Source organism: Alcanivorax sp. VBW004 (assembly GCF_009718865.1).
In the GTDB taxonomy this organism is placed as follows: Bacteria; Pseudomonadota; Gammaproteobacteria; order Pseudomonadales; family Alcanivoracaceae; genus Alcanivorax.
Genome location: NZ_WNHC01000001.1, coordinates 2,051,982 through 2,072,308, shown reverse-complemented (window position 1 = coordinate 2,072,308; position 20,327 = coordinate 2,051,982). Strand labels below are relative to the sequence as shown.

Annotated in this window: 19 protein-coding genes; 7 read left to right on the top strand and 12 right to left on the bottom strand. The window is 57.6% G+C overall.

From position 1 onward, the window contains the following. Positions 1-78 precede the first annotated feature (78 nt). From F1529_RS09530 to F1529_RS09505, 6 genes are all read right to left on the bottom strand, one after another. Positions 79-843: a hypothetical protein gene (locus F1529_RS09530; RefSeq protein ID WP_007148872.1), complete on the bottom strand. Its 765-nt coding sequence runs from the start codon at positions 841-843 to the stop codon at positions 79-81. Positions 844-2,254: 1,411 nt separating this feature from the next. Continuing rightward, a complete protein-coding gene (gene adk / locus F1529_RS09525; protein ID WP_155134126.1) occupies positions 2,255-2,911 on the bottom strand; it encodes an adenylate kinase in 657 nt (218 codons plus the stop codon). 285 nt (positions 2,912-3,196) lie between these two features. Then, the gene (locus tag F1529_RS09520; RefSeq protein WP_155134123.1) at positions 3,197-4,222 is read right to left on the bottom strand and encodes a tetratricopeptide repeat protein; all 1,026 of its coding nucleotides are present in this window, start codon (positions 4,220-4,222) and stop codon (positions 3,197-3,199) included. Further along, complete coding sequence (locus F1529_RS09515) at positions 4,219-4,656, bottom strand: cytochrome c-type biogenesis protein (protein WP_007149386.1); 438 nt, start codon at positions 4,654-4,656, stop codon at positions 4,219-4,221. Before F1529_RS09515 ends, F1529_RS09520 begins: the two co-directional genes overlap by 4 nt. Beyond that, on the bottom strand, positions 4,656-5,213 hold the full coding sequence (locus F1529_RS09510) for a DsbE family thiol:disulfide interchange protein (RefSeq protein WP_039926984.1): 558 nt from the start codon (positions 5,211-5,213) through the stop codon (positions 4,656-4,658). Before F1529_RS09510 ends, F1529_RS09515 begins: the two co-directional genes overlap by 1 nt. Further along, the gene (locus tag F1529_RS09505; protein WP_370456997.1) at positions 5,203-7,173 is read right to left on the bottom strand and encodes a heme lyase CcmF/NrfE family subunit; all 1,971 of its coding nucleotides are present in this window, start codon (positions 7,171-7,173) and stop codon (positions 5,203-5,205) included. Before F1529_RS09505 ends, F1529_RS09510 begins: the two co-directional genes overlap by 11 nt. Positions 7,174-7,555: 382 nt before the next feature. Here F1529_RS09505 and fabA point away from each other — a divergent pair, with 382 nt between their 5' ends. Both fabA and fabB read left to right on the top strand, forming a co-directional pair. Next, positions 7,556-8,083, top strand: a complete 528-nt coding sequence (gene fabA / locus F1529_RS09500) for a 3-hydroxyacyl-[acyl-carrier-protein] dehydratase FabA (protein WP_039926983.1) — start codon at positions 7,556-7,558, stop codon at positions 8,081-8,083. Between the two features lie 9 nt (positions 8,084-8,092). Beyond that, a complete protein-coding gene (gene fabB / locus F1529_RS09495; RefSeq protein WP_155134120.1) occupies positions 8,093-9,307 on the top strand; it encodes a beta-ketoacyl-ACP synthase I in 1,215 nt (404 codons plus the stop codon). A 126-nt stretch (positions 9,308-9,433) separates the two neighbouring features. Here fabB and F1529_RS09490 read toward each other — a convergent pair whose 3' ends face one another. Continuing rightward, positions 9,434-10,483, bottom strand: coding sequence for a porin (locus F1529_RS09490; RefSeq protein ID WP_196220386.1), 1,050 nt, complete (start codon positions 10,481-10,483; stop codon positions 9,434-9,436). A 328-nt stretch (positions 10,484-10,811) separates the two neighbouring features. After that, complete coding sequence (locus F1529_RS09485; protein ID WP_370456995.1) at positions 10,812-12,599, bottom strand: acyl-CoA dehydrogenase; 1,788 nt, start codon at positions 12,597-12,599, stop codon at positions 10,812-10,814. 93 nt (positions 12,600-12,692) lie between these two features. Here F1529_RS09485 and F1529_RS09480 point away from each other — a divergent pair, with 93 nt between their 5' ends. The 3 genes from F1529_RS09480 (at position 12,693) to F1529_RS09470 (ending at position 15,471) form a co-directional block, all read left to right on the top strand. After that, a complete protein-coding gene (locus F1529_RS09480) occupies positions 12,693-13,685 on the top strand; it encodes a GlxA family transcriptional regulator (protein ID WP_155134114.1) in 993 nt (330 codons plus the stop codon). A gap of 171 nt (positions 13,686-13,856) precedes the next feature. Further along, positions 13,857-14,555 carry a response regulator transcription factor gene (locus tag F1529_RS09475; RefSeq protein ID WP_007149056.1) on the top strand — a complete coding sequence of 233 codons (699 nt, stop codon included), beginning with the start codon at positions 13,857-13,859 and terminating at the stop codon, positions 14,553-14,555. A 67-nt stretch (positions 14,556-14,622) separates the two neighbouring features. Beyond that, positions 14,623-15,471, top strand: a complete 849-nt coding sequence (locus F1529_RS09470) for a GAF domain-containing protein (RefSeq protein WP_155134111.1) — start codon at positions 14,623-14,625, stop codon at positions 15,469-15,471. Between the two features lie 25 nt (positions 15,472-15,496). Here the strand turns inward: F1529_RS09470 and F1529_RS09465 are convergent, their stop codons facing one another. Genes F1529_RS09465 through F1529_RS09450 form a run of 4 tightly spaced genes read right to left on the bottom strand, consistent with a single transcriptional unit; the run spans position 15,497 to position 19,128 of the window. Further along, the gene (locus F1529_RS09465) at positions 15,497-16,765 is read right to left on the bottom strand and encodes a HAMP domain-containing sensor histidine kinase (RefSeq protein WP_155134108.1); all 1,269 of its coding nucleotides are present in this window, start codon (positions 16,763-16,765) and stop codon (positions 15,497-15,499) included. Between the two features lie 47 nt (positions 16,766-16,812). Next, positions 16,813-17,829: a cyclopropane-fatty-acyl-phospholipid synthase family protein gene (locus F1529_RS09460; RefSeq protein WP_007149214.1), complete on the bottom strand. Its 1,017-nt coding sequence runs from the start codon at positions 17,827-17,829 to the stop codon at positions 16,813-16,815. Continuing rightward, positions 17,826-18,599: a DUF1295 domain-containing protein gene (locus F1529_RS09455; protein WP_007149313.1), complete on the bottom strand. Its 774-nt coding sequence runs from the start codon at positions 18,597-18,599 to the stop codon at positions 17,826-17,828. Before F1529_RS09455 ends, F1529_RS09460 begins: the two co-directional genes overlap by 4 nt. Then, positions 18,592-19,128 carry a DUF2878 domain-containing protein gene (locus F1529_RS09450; protein WP_155134105.1) on the bottom strand — a complete coding sequence of 179 codons (537 nt, stop codon included), beginning with the start codon at positions 19,126-19,128 and terminating at the stop codon, positions 18,592-18,594. The genes F1529_RS09455 and F1529_RS09450 overlap by 8 nt, the downstream gene beginning before the upstream one ends. Positions 19,129-19,269: 141 nt before the next feature. On the opposite strand from F1529_RS09450, the gene F1529_RS09445 reads away from it, so the two are divergent. Further along, a complete protein-coding gene (locus tag F1529_RS09445; RefSeq protein ID WP_230457751.1) occupies positions 19,270-19,824 on the top strand; it encodes a nuclear transport factor 2 family protein in 555 nt (184 codons plus the stop codon). Next, positions 19,803-20,327: a chalcone isomerase family protein gene (locus tag F1529_RS09440; RefSeq protein ID WP_155134102.1), complete on the top strand. Its 525-nt coding sequence runs from the start codon at positions 19,803-19,805 to the stop codon at positions 20,325-20,327. Before F1529_RS09445 ends, F1529_RS09440 begins: the two co-directional genes overlap by 22 nt.

Here is a 20,327-nt window from a genome sequence, read left to right as displayed (position 1 = left end):
AGGGTCAGGCCTTGCCTGGCAGGCATAAAAAAGCCCCGCAAAGCGGGGCTTTTGGCCTTCATAAACCCTTCTGACGTATCAGGAGGACTTCTTCTTGGCCGGGGTGCGCTTACGTGCCGCTTTCTTGGCAGGCGCTTTACGGGTTGCTGCCTTTTTTGCTGCAGGTTTCTTGCTAGCCGCTTTTTTGGCAGGCGCCTTTTTAGTGGCAGGCTTTTTGGTTGCTGCTTTTTTTGCAGCTGCCTTGGGCTTGCGAGCGGTCGCTTTCTTGGCAACACGCTTGGCTTTCGCTGCCGCTTTACGTGCAGCTGCTTTGGCTTTCTGCTCCGCTTTCTTCTGCTCGGCCTTGGCTTTCTTCGCCAGCTTGCGTTCGTGATCACGCAATTTGGCTTTGAAGTTGCGCTCAGCCGTACGCAGTTTCTTCACTTCGCGGGCAACCACTTTCTTGGCGGCCTGGATCTCGGCACGAATCAGTTTTGCTTCGCCACGAATATCCTGAAGTTTCAGGCGCGCGGTGTTCATACGCCCGCGTGCAGTTTCAACGGCACGCTTGGCTGCGGCAGTGGAGGTCTTTTGCGCTTTTTCACGCTTGGCTGCAACATCGGCACGCAGTTTCGACAGCTTGGCGTTCTCTGCGTCGATTTTGGCGCGATGCTTATCGAGTTTGGTTTGCGACTGGGTGACTTTCTTTTCAGCCTGGGCTACTGCCTTGTCCTGCAATTTAACCTTGGCTTCAGCGTTAGTAACAGACTTGGGAACGGCCGGTGCTTTTGCAACGGCGGCTTTCTTCGCTGCGGGTTTGCGCGCCGCAGTTTTCTTCGCGGCGGCTTTCTTTGCTCGAGCCATGATTGATCTCCTAAGCTATGGCATTGTCATCAGTACTGCGACAAGTGGAAAATAGCATAAAAAAAAATCAGTTGGTACATTATTTAATCAACCTACTTTTAATTTTTCTGATTTTTTTCACAGCCTTTGATCATCACTCTTTTGTTTCGTTTCTCTTTTAGCCTTCTGCGTTTTCTTTTTTAAGTGGTTTAATTTCCCTGCCAACGACGATTAAATCTTCTTGGGCCAGTATTTCTGCACGTTTTTCTACGCTCTCTGTTGTGAACAATACGCCCTGCTTCACACAACAACACAAATCTATTCCCATGTGAAAAGACGCTTTGCCAGGGCCTGTTAACACCTTCGACAGCGTCTTACGTATAAAAGACATCGCCGGAAAGAAACGTCGCCACCGCTATCGCGCCAAGAAAAGACAGATTCTCTCCGCCAAATACGCAGCCCTTGCCGGGCTATTCGCAGGAAACCGATAAGCTCGATTGTGTAGAACCGTTACAACGTGTCAGAAAAAAAAGTCCCATTGCTTGGCGAGAAATGCCGTTCATTCTTCACTCTTCAAGGCCCGAGACTGAGTCGCCCCCCTCCATGGGCTGGCTTTCTAAATAAGCAAAAACCAATACCCGCACGGGCTTCTTCCTTCTTGCTGAAGCCACTCGCAACAGGACGCCAACCCTTTTCTGAACGCGGAAGAAAATACCAACACGCCGCAATGTGGCTTACTAAAGAAGGTTCATTGGAAGGAAGAAGGCTTCATCTTCGATATACGGCCCACAAGGCCCTGCCACTTGCTGGCCTAATGGATTTCGGAGCAGTGACGGCGAAGACCGTCGCCAGCGCAGGGGTGACATTCACACTATGAAGGGCCGTGAGGGCACTACGGGGAAATCATTACTACCAGGCCTCATGGGCCAGGCTCGCTCTATCCGTCCGCTACAGTGCGCGCGCATAAAAAGGCCCATCGCGGAATTAGAGAATGGTGAGGATATTTGATGTCTTGCCAGACGAGTACACCGCACAGAGGCGCTGGCGCCTGATACCCGGTGCCTGCCTGAGAGAATAACCCCCTCCGCTTAACGGTGAGCAATGAGGGCACTTTCCCCGTTGCTTTAATCGCCAGGCAGCGGTGATCAGGCAGGCGCCCGACGTTATCTGCAGAACAAGCCAGCCTGCTGGGAATTCCCTCGCTTCGCGAGGTTCGCCCCTCAAGAGGAACGCCTACAGCGGCGCGGTAGCAGGATTTGGTTTCCTGTTTGTGTGGTTTTCGCGTCTGGCATTCGGCATTGAGCGTCCTGCGCAGCGCGAGAGGCTGGAACGTGCTTTTCACTCTAATCCGCGATACACCCCAAAAAAAACGGGAAGCCGAAGCTTCCCGTTTTTGATCATCAGCACCTGATCGGTACTGACAAGCGGATAATCAGCCTTTCAGGGCGGACAATACCCGATCGCGGATGTCATCCACGGAGCCCACGCCAGCGACGCGCACATAACCCGGCGCTTTTGCCTCAGCGTTTTTGGCCAGATCCTGATAGAAATCCACCAATGGGCGAGTCTGCGCCTGATAAACCTCGAGACGCTTGCGTACGGTCTCTTCCTTGTCATCATCACGCTGAACCAGCTCATCACCGGTTTCGTCGTCTTTGCCTTCCACTTTCGGCGGGTTGTACTTGGTGTGGTACACACGGCCGGAAGCAGGATGAACGCGGCGACCGCTCAAACGCTCAATGATTTCCTCGTCGTCCACGTCGATTTCCACCACAAAGTCGATATCGACGCCCTGCTCCACCAGAGATTGCGCCTGGGGGATGGTGCGGGGGAAGCCGTCGAACAGGAACCCGTTGGCACAATCATCTTCCGTAATACGCTCTTTCACCAAGCCGAGGATGATATCGTCGGAGACCAAACCACCCGCATCCATCACTTTCTTGGCTTCCAGGCCCAGTGGAGTGCCTGCTTTGACCGCAGCGCGCAGCATGTCACCGGTAGAAATCTGAGGAATATTGAACTGTTCCTTGATGAACTGCGCCTGGGTGCCCTTGCCCGCACCGGGGGCACCAAGCAGGATGACACGCATAGGATTCTCCATCTTACTGTCGTCAGAAGAGGCAAAAAGTCCCTCTGATTTATTCACCCCCATCGCCTCGGCCAAGTGCCTTGCGGCTCTGGATACGGCCCACGCTCACCCCACGAGAGGGCGCAATGCCCGCCGCAGACAGCGTAAACTGGCGTAATTTCCAAGCGTATGGGTGTACAAATCAGAGGAACCCAGCCTCCGAAGGGGTGCAACTTTACCTTGAGGCCCCCTTCATCACAAGGGATAGGGGCTGCTACTTAGGTAGCAGCCCGGGGCGGCAAGCCCCTATTGGCGGGACAAATCGAGGGTTGCAGGCTGCGCCTGGGGAAGTTGTAACGAAACTGGTACGGCGGTAATCGCCGCCTGATCCACCGAGGCACCCGGCGCTGGCGTATAGCGGGCACCAATGACCAGGTCCGCCTGCTCGTCCGGATAGCCCTGCAGCCAGTTGGCCGCGGTCAGCGACACCGTGATGGGGAAATGCGTGACCACTTTGCGTTGCGCCGCCAGCGGCTGGCCGGCACTGCCGGCCTTGCGCAAAAACACAAACAAGGTGCCGCCAGCCGGCAGGCCTTCACCGTTGACCGTAGCCGCAAGGTTGGCAAAAACGCCTTCCCGCTGCTTCTGTTCCCGGGCCCGATCCAGACCGCGCTGCAACAGCTCTGCGGTTTCGCCTTCGCTGTGCCGCGACAACAGGGACGCCCAGGCCTGCTCAGACAGCGCATAACGCCCGGCCCGATCTGCGGACATGGCGAGCAACATCCAGGCACCATCGTGATTCGGTTCACGGTCCAGCACCCAGCGGATTTCCTCCAGCGCAGGATCGGTCAGCCGTGCTTCGTTCTTTTCGATCAAGGCGCGAGCCAGCAGCAGGTGCATGGCGGCATCATCCGGGTTCAGCTGCAAGGCCTTGCGGGCCGCTTCTTCGGTCTGCGCCGGCGCGCCCAGTTGATCGTACAGAGCGCCCAGGGCATACCAGCCCACGGCAGAGGGCGTCTGGGAGAGTTCGGACTGCAGCACCCGCACCAGCGCCCCGGCGGGCACTTCCGAGGCCGCTTTCTCCGGCGGCTGGCCGGCAATAATCTGCCGGGCCACTTCACCGTATTCCTGCTGGTGCTCCAACCAGGTGGCGGTGTGTTCGTTAAGGCCGATCAGCCCGTAACCGGCGCCGGCCAGAACCGCCATGACCAGCGGGATACCTAGCGCCCCCTTCATATTCTTGCCGGCCTTGCGACCTTCACGGCGCCACATCATCCACAGCACAGCGGCCATCACCAGCAACAGAACCAGCGCCATTACCCACAACATCATTTCGTGCCCTCTTCCGGTTCTTTATCCTGGGATGCCTCATCGTCTGCTGCCGCTTTACGGCTGGCGTTACGCAGCAAAATGACGATCAGTACAGCGCCCCCCAGTAACAGCAAAATAGGCCCCAGCCACAGAATGGATGTACCGGCATTCACTGGCGGACGATAGCTGACAAAATCACCATAACGGGACACAAAGTAGTCGACGATGTCCTCATCGCTTTTGCCTTCCAGGATCATGGTATGCACTCGCGTTCGCATATCCTGGGCAATGCCGGCATCGGAATCCGCGATGCTCTGGTTCTGGCATTTCGGGCAACGCAATTCCTCAGAGAGGATACGAAAACGCTGTTCCTGCTGTTCATTATCGAACTGATAAACATCAATGGCCGCAAAAGCCGGCATGGACAGCATCAGCAGCAACACAATACGCAGCATTATTCTTCTCCCTCACCCTGCCCCGGCGCTGGCGCCTGTGTGGGCAATAAAGGAACAAACTTTTCGTCCCAGACGCGGGCGTTCAAGTCACCCGCATGGCGTAACACGATCTCCCCTGCCGGGTTGATCAAGAAGGTTTCCGGGGCCCCATAGACCCCCAGATCCAGCCCCAGTTGACCATCGGCATCCACAATCACATGGGTGAAGGGATTACCCAGATTAGCCAGGTACTCGCGGGCAGCCGGCAGCTCGTCCTTGTAGTTCAACCCGGAAATGGCCACACCTCGTGCCGCCAGTTCCAGCAGGTACGGGTGCTCCACATGGCAGGTCGGGCACCAGGTGGCCCACACATTCAATAACTGCCAGCGCCCTTTCAGGGAATCCTCGGTATAGGTTTCTTCGGTCAGCAAGGACGGCAGGGAAAATGACGGCACCGGCTTGCCCACCAGCGCTGAAGGCAGCTCCTGCGGATCACGGCCCAGGCCACTGGCCAACAGCACCGCCAGCAGCACAAAGCCGACTAGGGGCAGAAACACCCAGGGTGAATTAGCTTTCATTGGCAGCTCCTGCGTCGTTGGTCGCAAAACGGTTGCGGCGATAACGTTTGTCCGTCAACGCCAGGGCGCCACCGAGAGCCATGATCAAGGCGCCCAGCCAGATCCAGCGAATCCCCGGTTTGAAGTAAATGCGTACTGCCCAGGCATTGCTTTTATCCAGCGGCTCACCCAGGGCCACATAAAGGTCGCGCCAGAAACCGGCATCAATCGCCGCCTCGGTCATAACCTGACGGCTGGCGTGATAGGTGCGTTTTTCCGGGTGCATCACCGCCACCGGGTCACCGTTATGGCTCACGTGGAAATGACCACGGGTGGAATCGAAGTTGGGGCCACGGTATTCATCCAGGCTGTCGAACACAAAGGTGTAGTCCCCCAGTTTGGCTGTATCCCCCGGCGCCATGCGAATATCACGCTCCACTTCGTGGAAGCTGACCAGGGTAATGCCGGCAATCAATACCGCCAGGCCACAATGGGCCAACACCATGCCCCAGTAGCCGCGGCCCAGTTTGCCCAGCCCGGTGACAAAACCTTGCTTGTAGGCACGGGCCCGGCGAACCACATCGTCCACGTGGGCAAACACCAGGAACAGCGCCAGCATGATCGCCAATACGCCCTGCCAGGGGCTTGGCTCTGGCAGGCGGGAGCCAAACCAGCCGGCAATAATGGCAGCGGGGGCCAGCAGCGCCATGCGCTTGAGCAGGGTGTTGCCGTCCTGGCGTTTCCAGTTGCTGAACATGCCCGGCACCATCAGCAGAATCAGCACAAAGGCCAATGGCACAAAGAAGCCATTGAAATAAGGGCTGCGGATGGAGATTTTCATGTCCAGTGCTTCGCCGATCAACGGGAACAGCGTCCCCATCAACACCACAGAGGTGGCCGTAAGCAGAATCAGGTTGTTACCCAACAGGAAGGCTTCCCGGGATACCGGCTTGAATCCGGTATTACTGCGCAACGCCGACGCCCGCAGGCCAAACAGGATCAATGCCCCACCGGCGACCACAATCAGGAAACCGAGGATAAAGGCCCCTCGGGCCGGGTCATTGGCAAAGGCGTGGACCGACGTCAGCACCCCGGAGCGCACCAGGAAAGTCCCCAGCAAACTCAGAGAGAAGGTAATGATCGCCAGCAACACCGTCCAGGCGCGGAACATGTTGCGCTTTTCGCTCACGGCCAGGGAGTGAATCAGGGCGGTGCCCGCCAGCCATGGCATCAGGGAAGCGTTTTCCACCGGATCCCAGAACCACCAGCCACCCCAGCCGAGTTCGTAGTAGGCCCACCAGGAGCCCAGTGCGATGCCCACGGTCAGAAAGCTCCACGCCACCGTGGTCCACGGCCGCGCCCAGCGGGCCCACGCCGGGTCCAGATTGCCCATCAGCAACCCTGCCACCGCAAACGCGAACGCCACGGAGAAACCGACATAGCCCATATAAAGCATGGGCGGGTGAATAATCAGCCCGGGGTCTTGCAGCAGCGGGTTCAGGTCGGCGCCATCCAGCGGGAACCAGGGCAGGTTGCGGTCAAAGGGGTTGGAGGTGAGCAGCATGAACAACATGAAGCCCACGGAAATCATCCCCATGACCGCCAGCACCCGCGCCACCATCGGCAATGGCACACTGCGGCTCAACAACCCGACCATGGCCGCCCAGCCGGACAGCATCCAGCCCCACAGCAACAGGGACCCTTCGTGGCCGCCCCAGATAGCAGACAGACGATACTCCAGCGGCAGCGCAGAGTTGCTGTGTCCGGCCACATAGGCCACGGAAAAATCATTGATATAGAAAGAATAGCCCAGCGCGACCATGGCAACGGTCATGGCCAACCACTGCACCCAGGCCAACGGACGGGCATACCACTGCCAGGCAGGCAGGTTGCGATAAACGCCAATCAGGGGAAAAACTGATAGGCACAGGGCAGCAGCCAGTGCCAACCACAGGGAAAGATGCCCGATTTCTACCGCCACGAGAGCTCCTTACTTATACGACTGGATATACGACTTGCGTTTTTGACTGGTCAAGGGGCGGCCGGACGCGGCTATTTGGCGCGATCCGGCGCGCATAGCATCGGTAGATGGTCCGGCAATTGCAAGTCCGTGGCGGTGCCGCAATGAAAAGACCCCCTGAGCGGTACAAGAAGATAGACCACGGTCATTTGACTCCGTTCATCGGTCATTTTCGGTAAAACGGCGCCAAGACATATTTTGAGACGGTTGCTATTCGTATGCTCTCACTTCGCTTTGCTACTATCAGCGCTTACATGACAGGGTGTCACCGCGCTGAAGATAAAACGTCACAAATAATCCATATACTCAAAATGCGCCGCCCTGGCCTGCATGGAGTAAGACTTTGAGCACTACGACAACACAGAAATCTTCCTATTCTCGCGAGGACCTCCTCGCCTGTGCGCACGGTGAGCTGTTTGGCCCCGGCAATGCGCGACTGCCTTTACCCAACATGCTGATGATGGACCGCATCACCCATATCAGCGAACAGGGCGGCAAATACGGCAAAGGCGAAATCGTTGCCGAGCTGGATATCCGGCCGGACCTCTGGTTCTTTGATTGCCACTTCGAAAGTGACCCGGTGATGCCGGGCTGCCTGGGCCTGGATGCCACCTGGCAATTGCTGGGCTTTTTCCTGGGCTGGGTGGGCAACCCGGGCCGTGGGCGCGCTCTGGGCGTGGGCAATGTGAAGTTTTCTGGCCAGGTGCTGCCCACGGCCAAGAAACTGACTTACCGAATCGACCTGAAACGGGTCATTTCCCGCAAACTGGTGCTCGGCCTGGCCGATGCCACCGTGTCCGTGGACGGGAAAGACATCTACCAGGCCGACGACCTGAAAGTTGGCCTGTTCACTTCTACCGACGGTTTTTAGGAGCGATTCATGCGCCGCGTAGTTATCACCGGGATGGGCATTGTCTCCTGTCTGGGCAACGACACAGACAGCGTCACCCGTTCATTGCGGGAAGGCCGCTCCGGTATTCGCTTTAAAGAGGAATACCAGGAAATCGGCATGCGCAGCCAGGTAGCAGGCACACCCACTATCCAGCTGGACGACTTCATTGACCGCAAGCCACGCCGCTTTATGGGCGATGCGGCTGCCTACGCCTACGTGGCCATGCAAAATGCCATTGCCAATTCCGGCCTCAACGACGAACAGGTCAGCAATGAACGCACCGGTTTGATTGCCGGCTCCGGTGGCCACTCCTCCCTTAACCAGGTGGAAGCCGCCGATATTGCCCGCAACCGGGGCGTGAAACGGGTTGGCCCCTACATGGTGCCCCGGGTCATGGCGTCCACCGTGTCGGCATGCCTGGCGACGCCGTTCAAGATCAAAGGGGTGAACTACTCCATCGCCTCCGCCTGCGCCACCAGTGCTCACTGCATCGGCAACGCCGTGGAACAGATTCAACTGGGCAAGCAGGATGTGGTCTTTGCCGGTGGCGGTGAGGAAGAACACTGGACGCTCAGCTGCCTGTTCGATGGCATGGGCGCCCTGTCCAGCAAGTATAACGACACGCCGGAAAAAGCATCCCGCGCCTACGACGCCACCCGCGACGGTTTCGTGATTGCCGGCGGTGGCGGCATGGTAGTGGTGGAAGAGCTGGAACACGCCAAGGCCCGTGGCGCGACCATCTACGCCGAAGTGCTCGGTTACGGCGCTACCAGCGACGGCCACGACATGGTCGCCCCCAATGGTGAAGGCGCAGCGCGCTGCATGCGCCAGGCGCTGGCAACAGTCGAAGGCTCGGTGGATTACATTAACGCCCATGGCACCAGTACGCCGGTGGGGGACGTGGCAGAGCTGAAAGCCATCCGTGAAGTGTTTGGCGATCAGTGCCCGTCGATTGGCTCTACCAAAAGCCTGTCCGGCCATAGCCTGGGCGCGGCCGGGGTACAGGAAGCGATTTACTGCATGTTGATGATGCAGAATGACTTCACCGCCATCAGTGCCAATATCGAAACACTGGATGAAAAAGCCGAAGGCATGCCGGTGCTGGTGAAAGGCAAAGACAGCGGCCCGACCACCGTGCTGAGCAACAGTTTCGGTTTCGGCGGCACCAACGCCAGCCTGGTGCTGCGTAAATGGGAAGCCTGAGTTCGACCTTGTGCAGTAATGGCTGACGATGCCAAAAGCGTTATTCGGCCCTCACCAAAAAAGCCCGGCACTTACCGTAGCCGGGCTTTTTTGTGGTTTTCCGCTCCCAGTGGGACAGGCGCCGAATCAGAACTTGTGGATCATGCCCACGGAAAACGCCATGCCGGACTCGTCCACGTCATTGATGGTGCCCGCCGGATCGAAATCCGTGTCTGAGGCAGAGACCAGGCCATAAGCAGTGGTGAAATCACCCAGCTTGTAGTCAGCCCCCAGCGTCAGCGTGGCCACATCCAGATCCAGATCGCTGCTATCGAGCATACCCGCCTGCGCCTTCAGGGCCACACGCTCAGAGACACCAAACTTGCCACTCAGCAGGTACGACATCAGGTCGCCGTCAGCGCCACCATAAGGATCCAGATTGCTGCGTTCTACAATGGCACCGAGTGCCACATTGCTGCTCACGTTCAGGCCCAGAGAGCCACGCATCGTTTTCAGGTCAGCACCAACGCCAAGCGGCCCAACGGCCACCTCTGTATAGCTTTTTTCATACGCCAGAGCCGCATAAAGCGCATCTTGCTTGTAAGTGGCAGACAAGCCCCAGGTATCGGTAAGGCCATCCTTGGTTTTCGTGTTGGGAACGCTGCCCACCACATCGTCTTCACCCGGTGCCACCTGTGCCCGCACCACAATGCCGCCCAGATCCGTGCTTTCCCAGTTCAGGCTGTTGCTGTTGCGGCGCTGGCCGAGAAACACGGTGTCCATATCCGCCACGGTATCGTTGAACTGGTCAATTTTTCCTTCTGCCAGTTTCACCACGCTGTCGTAGCGGCCGGCAAAAATCTTGCCCACCTGGGTGCCCAGACCAAGAAAGCTGTTCCGCGTGGAAAAGGTCGCACTGCTATCACCGTCCGCGTCGTAGCCCACTTCCATCTGATAGATCACCGACAGGCTGTCGTTATACAGCGGCTCTTCACCTTTCACCCCCAACCGGGAGTTGTTGCTGGACACAAACCAGGCGTCGGACAGGTCATCCTGGCTAAATACCAACGCGGTATCGGGATAATCACTGGTTTTATCCACGCTCAGATTCAGTTTGCCGTAAAAGGTCGGTGCCGCCATGGCACCCACAGGCAGCATGGCTGTGGCAACAGAGGCCGCAAGCAAAGTCTTTTTCACGTTTATTCCCCGTTCAATGTGTGTTCGCAAGATCAGTGTCGTTCGCAAGATCATGACGACTATATGACTGTTTTATTGCACCAACAAGGAGAAGCCTCCCAAGGACAGACAGCGGGGAGCCAGGGGCGAGAAGCGCGGGATAAACCTGCAGCAGGCGGCATGTTGCGTGAATGGTATTGCGGCCGCAGAGCGGCAAAAAAAAGCCCCCTGGCGGGGGCTCAAAAAATACCGTCATAGCTTCTCCTGCCAATGGCAGGTCCCGAGCCTGATGACGATAGGCACACTCGGTTAATCCAGTGATCACGACAACGCCGTGATCAGGACATAATCAGAACCAGCTTGGATCCATCTCCATAAAGGTGTCATCACCATTAATCAGCTGGTGCGCATCCCATTCCACCCGGGGCAACTCCCAGCGGAAGAAATAACGTGCAGCCTGCAATTTTCCTTTGGCAAAAATCGCATCGTCAGGATTGCTCAGCGCCACCGCCGCATTGGCCTGGCGTAACCACATCCACGCGGCCACGGTATGACCCAGCAACTGCAAGTAGGCGTTGGCATTAGATAATGCCGCACGCGGACCATCGCTGGCCATTTGCTTGCCCACCGCCTGGGTGGCCTTTTCAATGTTCGGCAGCATGGCCTGTAACGCCTCGGCCATGGGCTTGCAGCGTTCATCCGTGGTGGCCTGCACATCGGCCATGATGCGACTGGCCAGCAGCATCATGCCCTTGCCGTTGTCCATCCACACTTTACGGCCCAGCAAATCCAGCCCATGCACACCCGTCGTACCTTCATGAATCGGGTTAAGGCGGTTATCACGCCACACCTGTTCCACCGGATATTCACGGGTGTAACCCGCGCCCCCGAAGACCTGAATCGCCATATCATTGGCTTTCAAACCAAACTCAGAAGGCCAGGTTTTCAATACCGGGGTCAGCAAATCAAGCAGTAGCTCTGCCTCTTTGGCGGCCGCCTCTTCCCCGGTCTGGATCTCGTCAACCAGACGGTAACCGTACAGGCTCATGGCAATTGCCGCTTCCGCATAGGCTTTCTGGGTGAGCAGCAACCGTTTCACATCAGCATGCTCAATGATCGGCACCTGTGGCTTGGAAAAATCGGCATCATCCGGATGGCGGCCCTGCACACGGTCACGAGCATAATCCAGCGCAAACCGGTAACCACGATAACCCAGCAATCCCGCACCAAACCCTACGCCCACACGGGCTTCGTTCATCATCTGGAACATGTAACGCAGGCCCTGATGAGGTTCACCCACCAGATAGCCATGGCAATCATCGCCGTCACCAAACGTCAGAGCGGTACTGGTGGTGCCACGGTAGCCCAGCTTGTGTATCAGTCCTGCCAGAATCACATCGTTGCGCGCATCCGGATTACCGTCGTCATCAAGACGGTATTTGGGCACCACAAACAGGGAAATTCCTTTCACCCCTTCCGGGCCGCCGGGAATCTTTGCCAACACCAGATGGACGATATTATCCGCCAGTTCATTTTCACCGCCGGAAATAAAAATCTTGTTGCCCTTGAGCCGGTAGCTACCGTCATCCTGGGGCACCGCGCGGGTGCGGATATCGGTAAGGGAAGAGCCGGCATGGGGCTCGGTCAGGGCCATGGTCCCGGTGAAACGCCCTGCCATCATTGGTTCCAGGAAGCGGGTTTTCAGGGTGTCACTACCGAAGTTGCGGATCACGTTGGCCGCCGCCGCTGTCAGGAAAGCGTAGCCGGTAGAACTGGGGTTCACGCAGGTGAACATACCTTTACAGGCCGCAGCAGCAATTTCAGGCAGCTGCATCCCGCCTTCTTCAAAGCTGGCCCGGGAAGAGAGAAAACCGGCGTTGATATAGGCGTCGAAGGCCTCCTTCACTTCCGGCCGCATTACCACTTTGCCATCCACAAAAGTAGGCTCTTCCTTGTCGGACAGCGCGTTGTGGTTGGCGAATTTTTCCCGTGCCAGTTTTTCTGCGGTATCAAGTGCCGCTTCGATAGTCTCGCGGCTGTGATCTTCAAAACGCGGGCGGGCGAACAGGCTGTCGGTGTCCAGCACCTCAAAAAGCTGAAAGCTCAAGTCACGGCGGTCGAGAATCACATCACTCACAGTAGCGCTCCGGTTATTTTGGACAACAGCTTGCCATCGTTAGGCTGTGTCTGGCATTGTCGCCTATGACTAATTCATGGTGGAACACGACATATGTTCACGGTAGCAGTATTAGCCTTTGACGGCGTTTTTGCCTCTGCCCTCACCGGGGTGGTAGATCTCCTCAATCTGACCGGGGTGACCTGGAACCGCATCCACGGGCAACCCCTGGACCAGCAGTTCAAGGTTCAGATTGTGTCTCGCGGCGGCAACCCGGTGCGCTGCACCAATGGCATCCGCATGGCTGTGGATTGCTCCCTGGAGCAGATGGATCAGGCCGATCTGGTGGTGGTGCCGACCATTGGCGGAAAAATTGAAACCGTGCTCGCCCAGGAACAGGATGCACTGCCCTGGCTGCGTTTTCTGCATCAAGGCGGCGCCGATCTGGCCAGTAACTGTACCGGCGCTTTCCTGTTGGCTGAAGCCGGTTTACTGGATGACAAAACGGCCACCACCCACTGGGGCTTCAGCCAGGAATTTCGCCATCGCTACCCGCAGGTGAATCTGAATGAACGGGAATTGATTACCCGCGACGGCAACATTTTCTGCGCCGGTGGCGGAACCGCCTGGCGTGACCTGACGATCCTGTTGGTAGAACGTTTTTGCGGTGCCGATCTGGCCCGGGAACTGGCCCGGGCGTTTGTCATCGATGTGCGTAACGATCTGCAAAGCATCTACGCCGGGCTGCCGGCACATACCTATCATCAAGACGATCAGGTGCAGGCCATTCAGGGCTGGATTCATGAGCACTACAAGGAAAATACCAGCCTGGGGCAATTGGCCGAACGCGTGCATTTAAGTCCGCGTCAGTTACAGCGCCGCTTCACCACCACACTGGGCGAACCACCATTGCAATACCTGCAACGAGTGCGCATCGAGGCTGCCCGAAAAATGCTGGAACGAGGTACCAACAACCTGGCCAAACTCTCCGAGCAAGTGGGCTACCAGGATGTCAGCAGTTTTTCACGGTTATTCAAACGGCATACCGGCCTGTCCCCCAGCCACTACCGACAGCGCTTTGCCCGCACCGGCGCCCTGAATGACTAAGGAACCTCTGAATAACTCCTTGGTGCTGTTTCTGTTCGACCGTTGATCGCCTGCGGATTGCGCGGTGGAAAGAAACCGCTGAAAGTGGACTGATCGATGCGCGTGAAGACAATTGACGGAACCTTGACGCGCAAGCAGTGAGGATACTCACAGATAAACAAGGAGAGTCCTGTGAATAACCTGTCCATTCTACTGGTAGAAGACCATCGCCAACTGGCCCAGACCGTACTCGAATACCTGGAGCAGGAAGGCGCCAGTGTGGATTATGCCGGCAACACGCGGCTGGCCCGGGAGCTGGTTCAGGAACATCACTACGACCTGATGCTGCTGGACGTCATGCTGCCCGGCGAAGACGGTTACAGCTTCTGCCAGTACCTGCGCAAGGAGCTGGCGCTGGATATGCCGGTGATTTTCATGACGGCCCGGGATCAACTGGAAGACAAGCTGGAGGGGTTTGATCGTGGCGGCGACGATTACATCGTCAAACCCTTCGCCCTGCCGGAGCTTTCTGCCCGTGTTGCTGCCCTGGTACGCCGGCAGCGCAAGGAAGTTACCGCCAACACCCTGCAGATTGCCGATCTGGAACTGGACCCGGCCCGCCAGGAAGTACGCCGTGACGGCCAGTTGCTGAAACTTTCCCCCACCGCCTTTCGCATTCTGCGCATTCTGATGCGCGAATCCCCCAAGGTGGTCAGCCGGGAACAACTGGAGCACGAACTGTGGGGCGACCTGGTGCCCGACTCCGATGCCTTGCGCAGCCATCTGTATAATTTGCGCAAAGCCGTGGACAAACCTTTCGAGCATGCATTGCTCAACACCTTGCCCGGTGTCGGCTTCAGCATTCAGGCAACACCGGAAACCGCACAGTAAGGCGCTGCGCACTTGCACATTGATAGGAACCCGGCTGAGAATAGGGAAAAAGCCATTTTCCCTATTTATGCCAGCCGACCAAACTGACACACCGTTAGCCAGCTATTCTTCCTGCCAGGAATTACTGGACGCCCACCTTGCCGAACTGCAACAGCGCTTCGGCATGGCCCTGTGGATGATCACCCGCCTGCGCGACGACGATCTGGTGATACTGCGTGCCCGCGACGATCACTATGGGCTGGCACAGGGTCACCGCCTGCAATGGCAAAAAAGCTACTGTGTCCGGATGGTGGAACTGGGCGCCCCCTGCATTGCCACCGATGCTCAGCATACCCCCAGCTACAACGATGTCCCCATCAACAGCGACCTGACCATTGGCGCCTACATCGGGTTGCCGCTTGTGGATCGGGACAACCAGCTGTTCGGCACCCTCTGCGCGCTGGATCCTAACCCTCAGGATCCGTCACTGGAGCAGGCTCTGCCCGCTTTGCAGCACGAAGCCCGCCTGATCGGTTTTCTGCTCAGTAATGCCCTGCAGGAAGCACAACAACAGCGGGTCAGCATTTTTGTGGAACACCCGGATCGCTGTGCCGATACCGGCCTGCCCGGAGAACAAGGCTGGGCGGACATCAAGGCACAGGAGCAACAGCACAGCCGGGATTTCGGCATGGAATCATCAACGCTCTACCTGCAAGCGCCAGAGGACAGCGACAGCATGATGATCGCCGATTCCCTGGCAGCACTGCTGCGCGAGCAAGACAGCATCGCCCATCTGGGCAAAAACCATTTTGGTATTCTTCTGGCCGACACCAACGAAGAAAAAGCCCAGCGCGTGATCCATCGTATTCGCGACGCCCTGAACGCCAAGCAATTACTGGTGCGCATTGATCCTTCACCACAGGCTTCGGCGCAGTAACGTTAACGGTGTGCTGAAACGCGCCTCAGGAAAATTGCACCCGAACCTCGGTTCCCTTACCCGGCTCACTGGCAACCATCAGCTCCCAGTCATAGCGTTCACACAAGCGCTGCACAATGGCCAGCCCCAGGCCATGCCCCCCTTCCAGGCTTCCGCTTCCGCCCCGCTCAAAGGGTTGCAGCACCCGGGCCAGTTCATCCGCATCCATGCCCGCGCCATAATCCACAACCTGCACGGCCTTATCCATCACCACGATGGTGACATCACCAGAACCACTGTAGTTGATGGCATTACGGACCAGGTTCGTCAGCACGATCGTGAGTGCCGCCTCCGGGCAGTTCACGCTCAGTAGCGCCGTCTGCCTGACCTGCAAGCGAATTTGCTTACGCTCGGCCAGCGGGTTCAGGCGTTCAATCAGGTTCACCGCCAGATCGTTGACGATCACATCCTCACTCTGCTGGCTGTGTTGCTCCGTGCGCGCCAGCATCAGCAATGTTTCCAGGGTCGCTTCCATGTCATCGACGGTGTCATCCATACGCCGAATCAGAGGGCGGTCACCCACCTGTGTCACCAGTAATTCCAGATTGGCGCGAAACACTGCCAGTGGCGTGCGTAATTCATGGCTGGCATCGCGGGTAAACTGACGTTCACGCTCCACAAATGACACCAGCCGGTCGGCATAGCCATCCAACGCCGCCACCAATACCGCCACTTCACTACCCGAATCCGCAGCAATGTCACTCAAGTCAGGGCGGGCCACACTGGGGTCATTCACCGGGGTATGCCGCAACGCATCAGAAAGCTGCACAAGAGGGGACAATAAATCGCGGGATTTTTTCCAACCGAGAAATGAGGTGATATAGATCACCAACAGCACACCGGTTAACGGCAGGATGCCAAACAGGAACGCCAGCACCGACACCCGTTTTTCATCAAAAATCAGATACAGCCGGGCGCCGTCGCGATGCTCGATATACACAATGGGCCGCTCACCGGCCAGATCCACACGCTGATACCCATCGGGCAAATCCGCCAGCACGTCAGGAACCGGGTCCTGCACCGCATCACTGCTCAGCAGGCCAAGCAGATGCCGGGTATTGGGACGCGGCTGGGTGGGATTTTCCTCCACCAACGACCAATAGTGGTCGGCTTCCTTGATCAGTGCCTGCTTGACCAGCACATGCTCGATGATATTGGCCGTCGCCCACACCCCCAGCACAGTGGCCAGGCTGATCAACAGCAATTGAACCAGATAGACGCGGGTAAGACGGTGCTGAACGCCGGTTTTTTTCATGCCTTGCTCGTTTTATGGCTATTCACCATGGCTCGCGAAAACAGCGCTCAATTCGCCACAGGCTTGGCGAAACGGTAGTGCGCAACGAACCACTCTTCGCCCCCACCATAGTTAAACAGCTCCGCACACGCCATGAAAAACATACGCCAGCGTTGCAGCCATACCTTCCCCTGTCCTTTACCGTAAAGGTCGTCCAGCAGCCGGGTCAGCGCGGCCTGTTTTTCATCGGCTAGCACCAGCCAAGCCTCCAGAGTGCGCGCATAGTGGGTGCCATTCACTGCCCAGCGCTGCTCCTCCTGAAGATCACCGGCACAATGTGGCAGCCAGTCATAGGCCGGCATCATGCCACCGGTAAAGAAGTACTTGGCCATCCAGTCCTTGCTGCCCTCGGTTTCGAACAGGTAGGTCAGATCACGATGGCAGAACACATGAATGAAAAGCTTGCCACCCGGCTTCAACCAATCATGAATACGCGACATCAGGGTTTTGTGATTACGCATGTGCTCGAACATTTCCACCGACACCACCCGATCATAGGGCTGCTGCGGCTGGTACACGGAAGCATCCGCAGTGATCACATCCACATTGCTCAGGCCCCGCTCTGCGGCACGGCCAAGAATAAAGGCCCGTTGGGATGACGAATTGGAAATCGCGGTAATCCGGCTGTTGGGATACTGCTGCGCCATCCATAATGTCAGCGATCCCCAGCCACAGCCCATTTCCAGCACGTCCTGGCCATCTTCCAGCTCTGCTCGCTCACAGGTCATTGCCAGCATGGTTCGTTCTGCGTCTTCCAGGGTGCTTGAGGCATTCGGCCAATAACCGCTGGAATATTTCAGATAGGGGCCCAGCACCTGCTCATAGAAACGGGCATCCACTTCATAGTGCTGTTCATTGGCCTCGTCCTGCCCCACCGCAACAGGCCCCTGTCGCAAGGCCTCTTCGAACGTCTGGCGGTTACTGCGTTGTTTTTCCTGTTCCAGGCGCTGCCCCAGCAGGCGGCGAATACCAAAACGCACCAATCCATCGGGCAACAGCCCGGATTCCGCCATTTGAATCATCATGATTTGGGTCTCCAGGGAAAGAACGCACTGGTTGTGCGCTGATAATCGCGGTAGTCATCGCCGCGGGATTTGAGCGCCTGCTTTTCGGTATAAGGAATACCCGTGACGAACCACAGGAACACGAACATGGCCAGGGGCAATACCCACAGCCAACCCGCATGCGGCGCACCGATGGCAATCACCGGGTAACTGACCCAGTGCAACCACTCGCAGAAATAGTTGGGGTGGCGACTGTAGCGCCAGAACCCTTCACGGCAGGTTTTGCCCTTGCTGTCCGGGCGCTTTTTGAAAGCTGCCAACTGTTTGTCTGCCAGCGCTTCCCCGGCGATGGCCAGCAATCCGATCGCAACGCCCAGCAGCACAAGGGGGGGCGCAAACTGATCCTGCTCGGCCACTACCCAGAAAGTAAGTGCAAAACCCCAGGCCAGTAGTGCCTGACCCCAGTAAAACACCAGAAACACCGGCTGCGCCTTACTGCCCAGCGCCTCGCGCATGGCGGCGTAACGGCCGTCCTCCGCGCTTTCCTGGCTAACCCGCTGAAAAATATGGCTCCCCAAGCGCAATGACCACAACAATAACAGCACGCCTGCCGCCACACGGGGAACCAAGGCTCCGTTTCCGGTCACCAAAAAACTCATTCCGACAATGCCCACCGACCAGGCCCAGAACACATCCACCCAACCGGCGTTGCGTGTCTGGCGTTGTTGCAGCCACAGTACGGTGGACACAATCAGCAAGGCGATAAGCAACAAGTAATGGATTTCAGGCATGTTTGGTTCCCTGTTTTGTGATCGTCGCAACCTGCGCCAGCAACGGTACCGCTATCGCCCAACTGACACCGTAAACCATTGCCAGCAACAGCCAGCCCTGTGGCGCAGTCGCCGCCCCCAGGCGAATGCCCATGGTGACGGAAAACACGCCTCCCAGGGCGCCTAACAACGCGGCCAGTACCGGTCGGCCACACAGCCAGTTCAAGCTATAGCGAAAACTCACCGCAAAGCCCAGCCACAACGTCCATACCCAATGTGGCGCCCACCAGTGTTGATCCCAGTTGCGGTACTGCAATACCTCCGGCCGTAACCACAGCGGCTCCATCAACACACACAATAGGCCACCGGCAGCGATCAACAGCAGGTCCTGGCGCCACTGGCGTGTCAGCGCGACTTGCGCGACAACCATGACACCCAGCACGCCCCAGGCCAGCACACTCACACCCTGCGCCGCCCCCAACACCGCGGCCGCCCAGAGCAACTGGAACGAAATGACGTTAACGATGACGGCGCGTGCATGAAGTCTCATCGCCTTACATTGCGGCATCCCTCGTCAAAGCGCTGTGAATCGTGGCGCAACGCCTGTTGCCAGCCCCACCCCTGACTTCAGCGTTTACGCTTCACAACCGATTCACCACCCCCGCGCCAAAGTCAGCTTATGAATGCTCCCATGACATTATCGTTGTCACTGCTGCTGACGCTGCTATTAACCGCCTGCAGCAGTGCCCCCAAAGGCCCTTACGGGTATACCGACCGGTATCAACAGGCGCTCACGTCTGCCCCCAGCGGCCACCCGGTTGATTCAGCGACAATTGATCGCTTTATTGCGTTCTTCAACCCACTGGATGCCAGCACCATCCCTGCACAGATCGACACCCTCTATGCTGATCCCCTGTATTTCAACGACACCCTGGTCACGCTGACCGAGCGCGACCAGCTGGCAGAGCATTTACAAGCCACCGCCGAAGGGCTGAACAGCATGTCCCTGACCGTCAACCACATCATCAAAGACGGTAGCGATGTGTATCTGCGCTGGGTCATGGAGGCACGCTTCAGCCTGCTCGGCAGCGAACGTCTGTCTCGCACCATTGGCATCAGCCAGCTGCGTTTCAACGCGCAGGGGCAAGTCGTTTTTCAGCAGGATTTCTGGGACAGCAGCCAGGGCGTGGACCAGCATTTGCCCGTAATAGGACCGATGACACGATGGCTAAGAGAGCACGACTAACCCCGGCCGCGCTGCTACTGGCTGGTGCGGCAACTGCCGCACCAGGTTATGCCAACGCCAGCGACCAACCCTGGCAGGTTTGCACCCGCAGCGATGTGAAAGCCCTGCGCTTCATCACTGTGGGCGAAGCCACCCTGTCCCGGCACGACTGCCAGACCGACGACCTGCAGTCACCGCCGTTGCGGCTGACTTTCCGTTATTTTCGCGACGTTCCTGGCGATGCCTTTGCCAAAGCCGCGCTGAACTTTCTGGAAAAAAACCTACAGGCAACGGAATTCAACCGGTACCAGGACCGTTTCCAGGCATTCAACAGCCATTACCAGGACATCAACGATGGCGACGCCTACAGCCTGACCTATCGCGAAGACGGCTTGACCCTGGCCCTGAATAACCAGCCCCTTGCCAGCGAAACAGGCGCCACGTTTGCCCGCCACTACCTGCGTATCTGGTTTGGCGAAACGCCCTATTCCCAGTCGCTGAAGGAAAACCTGCTGGATCAATGA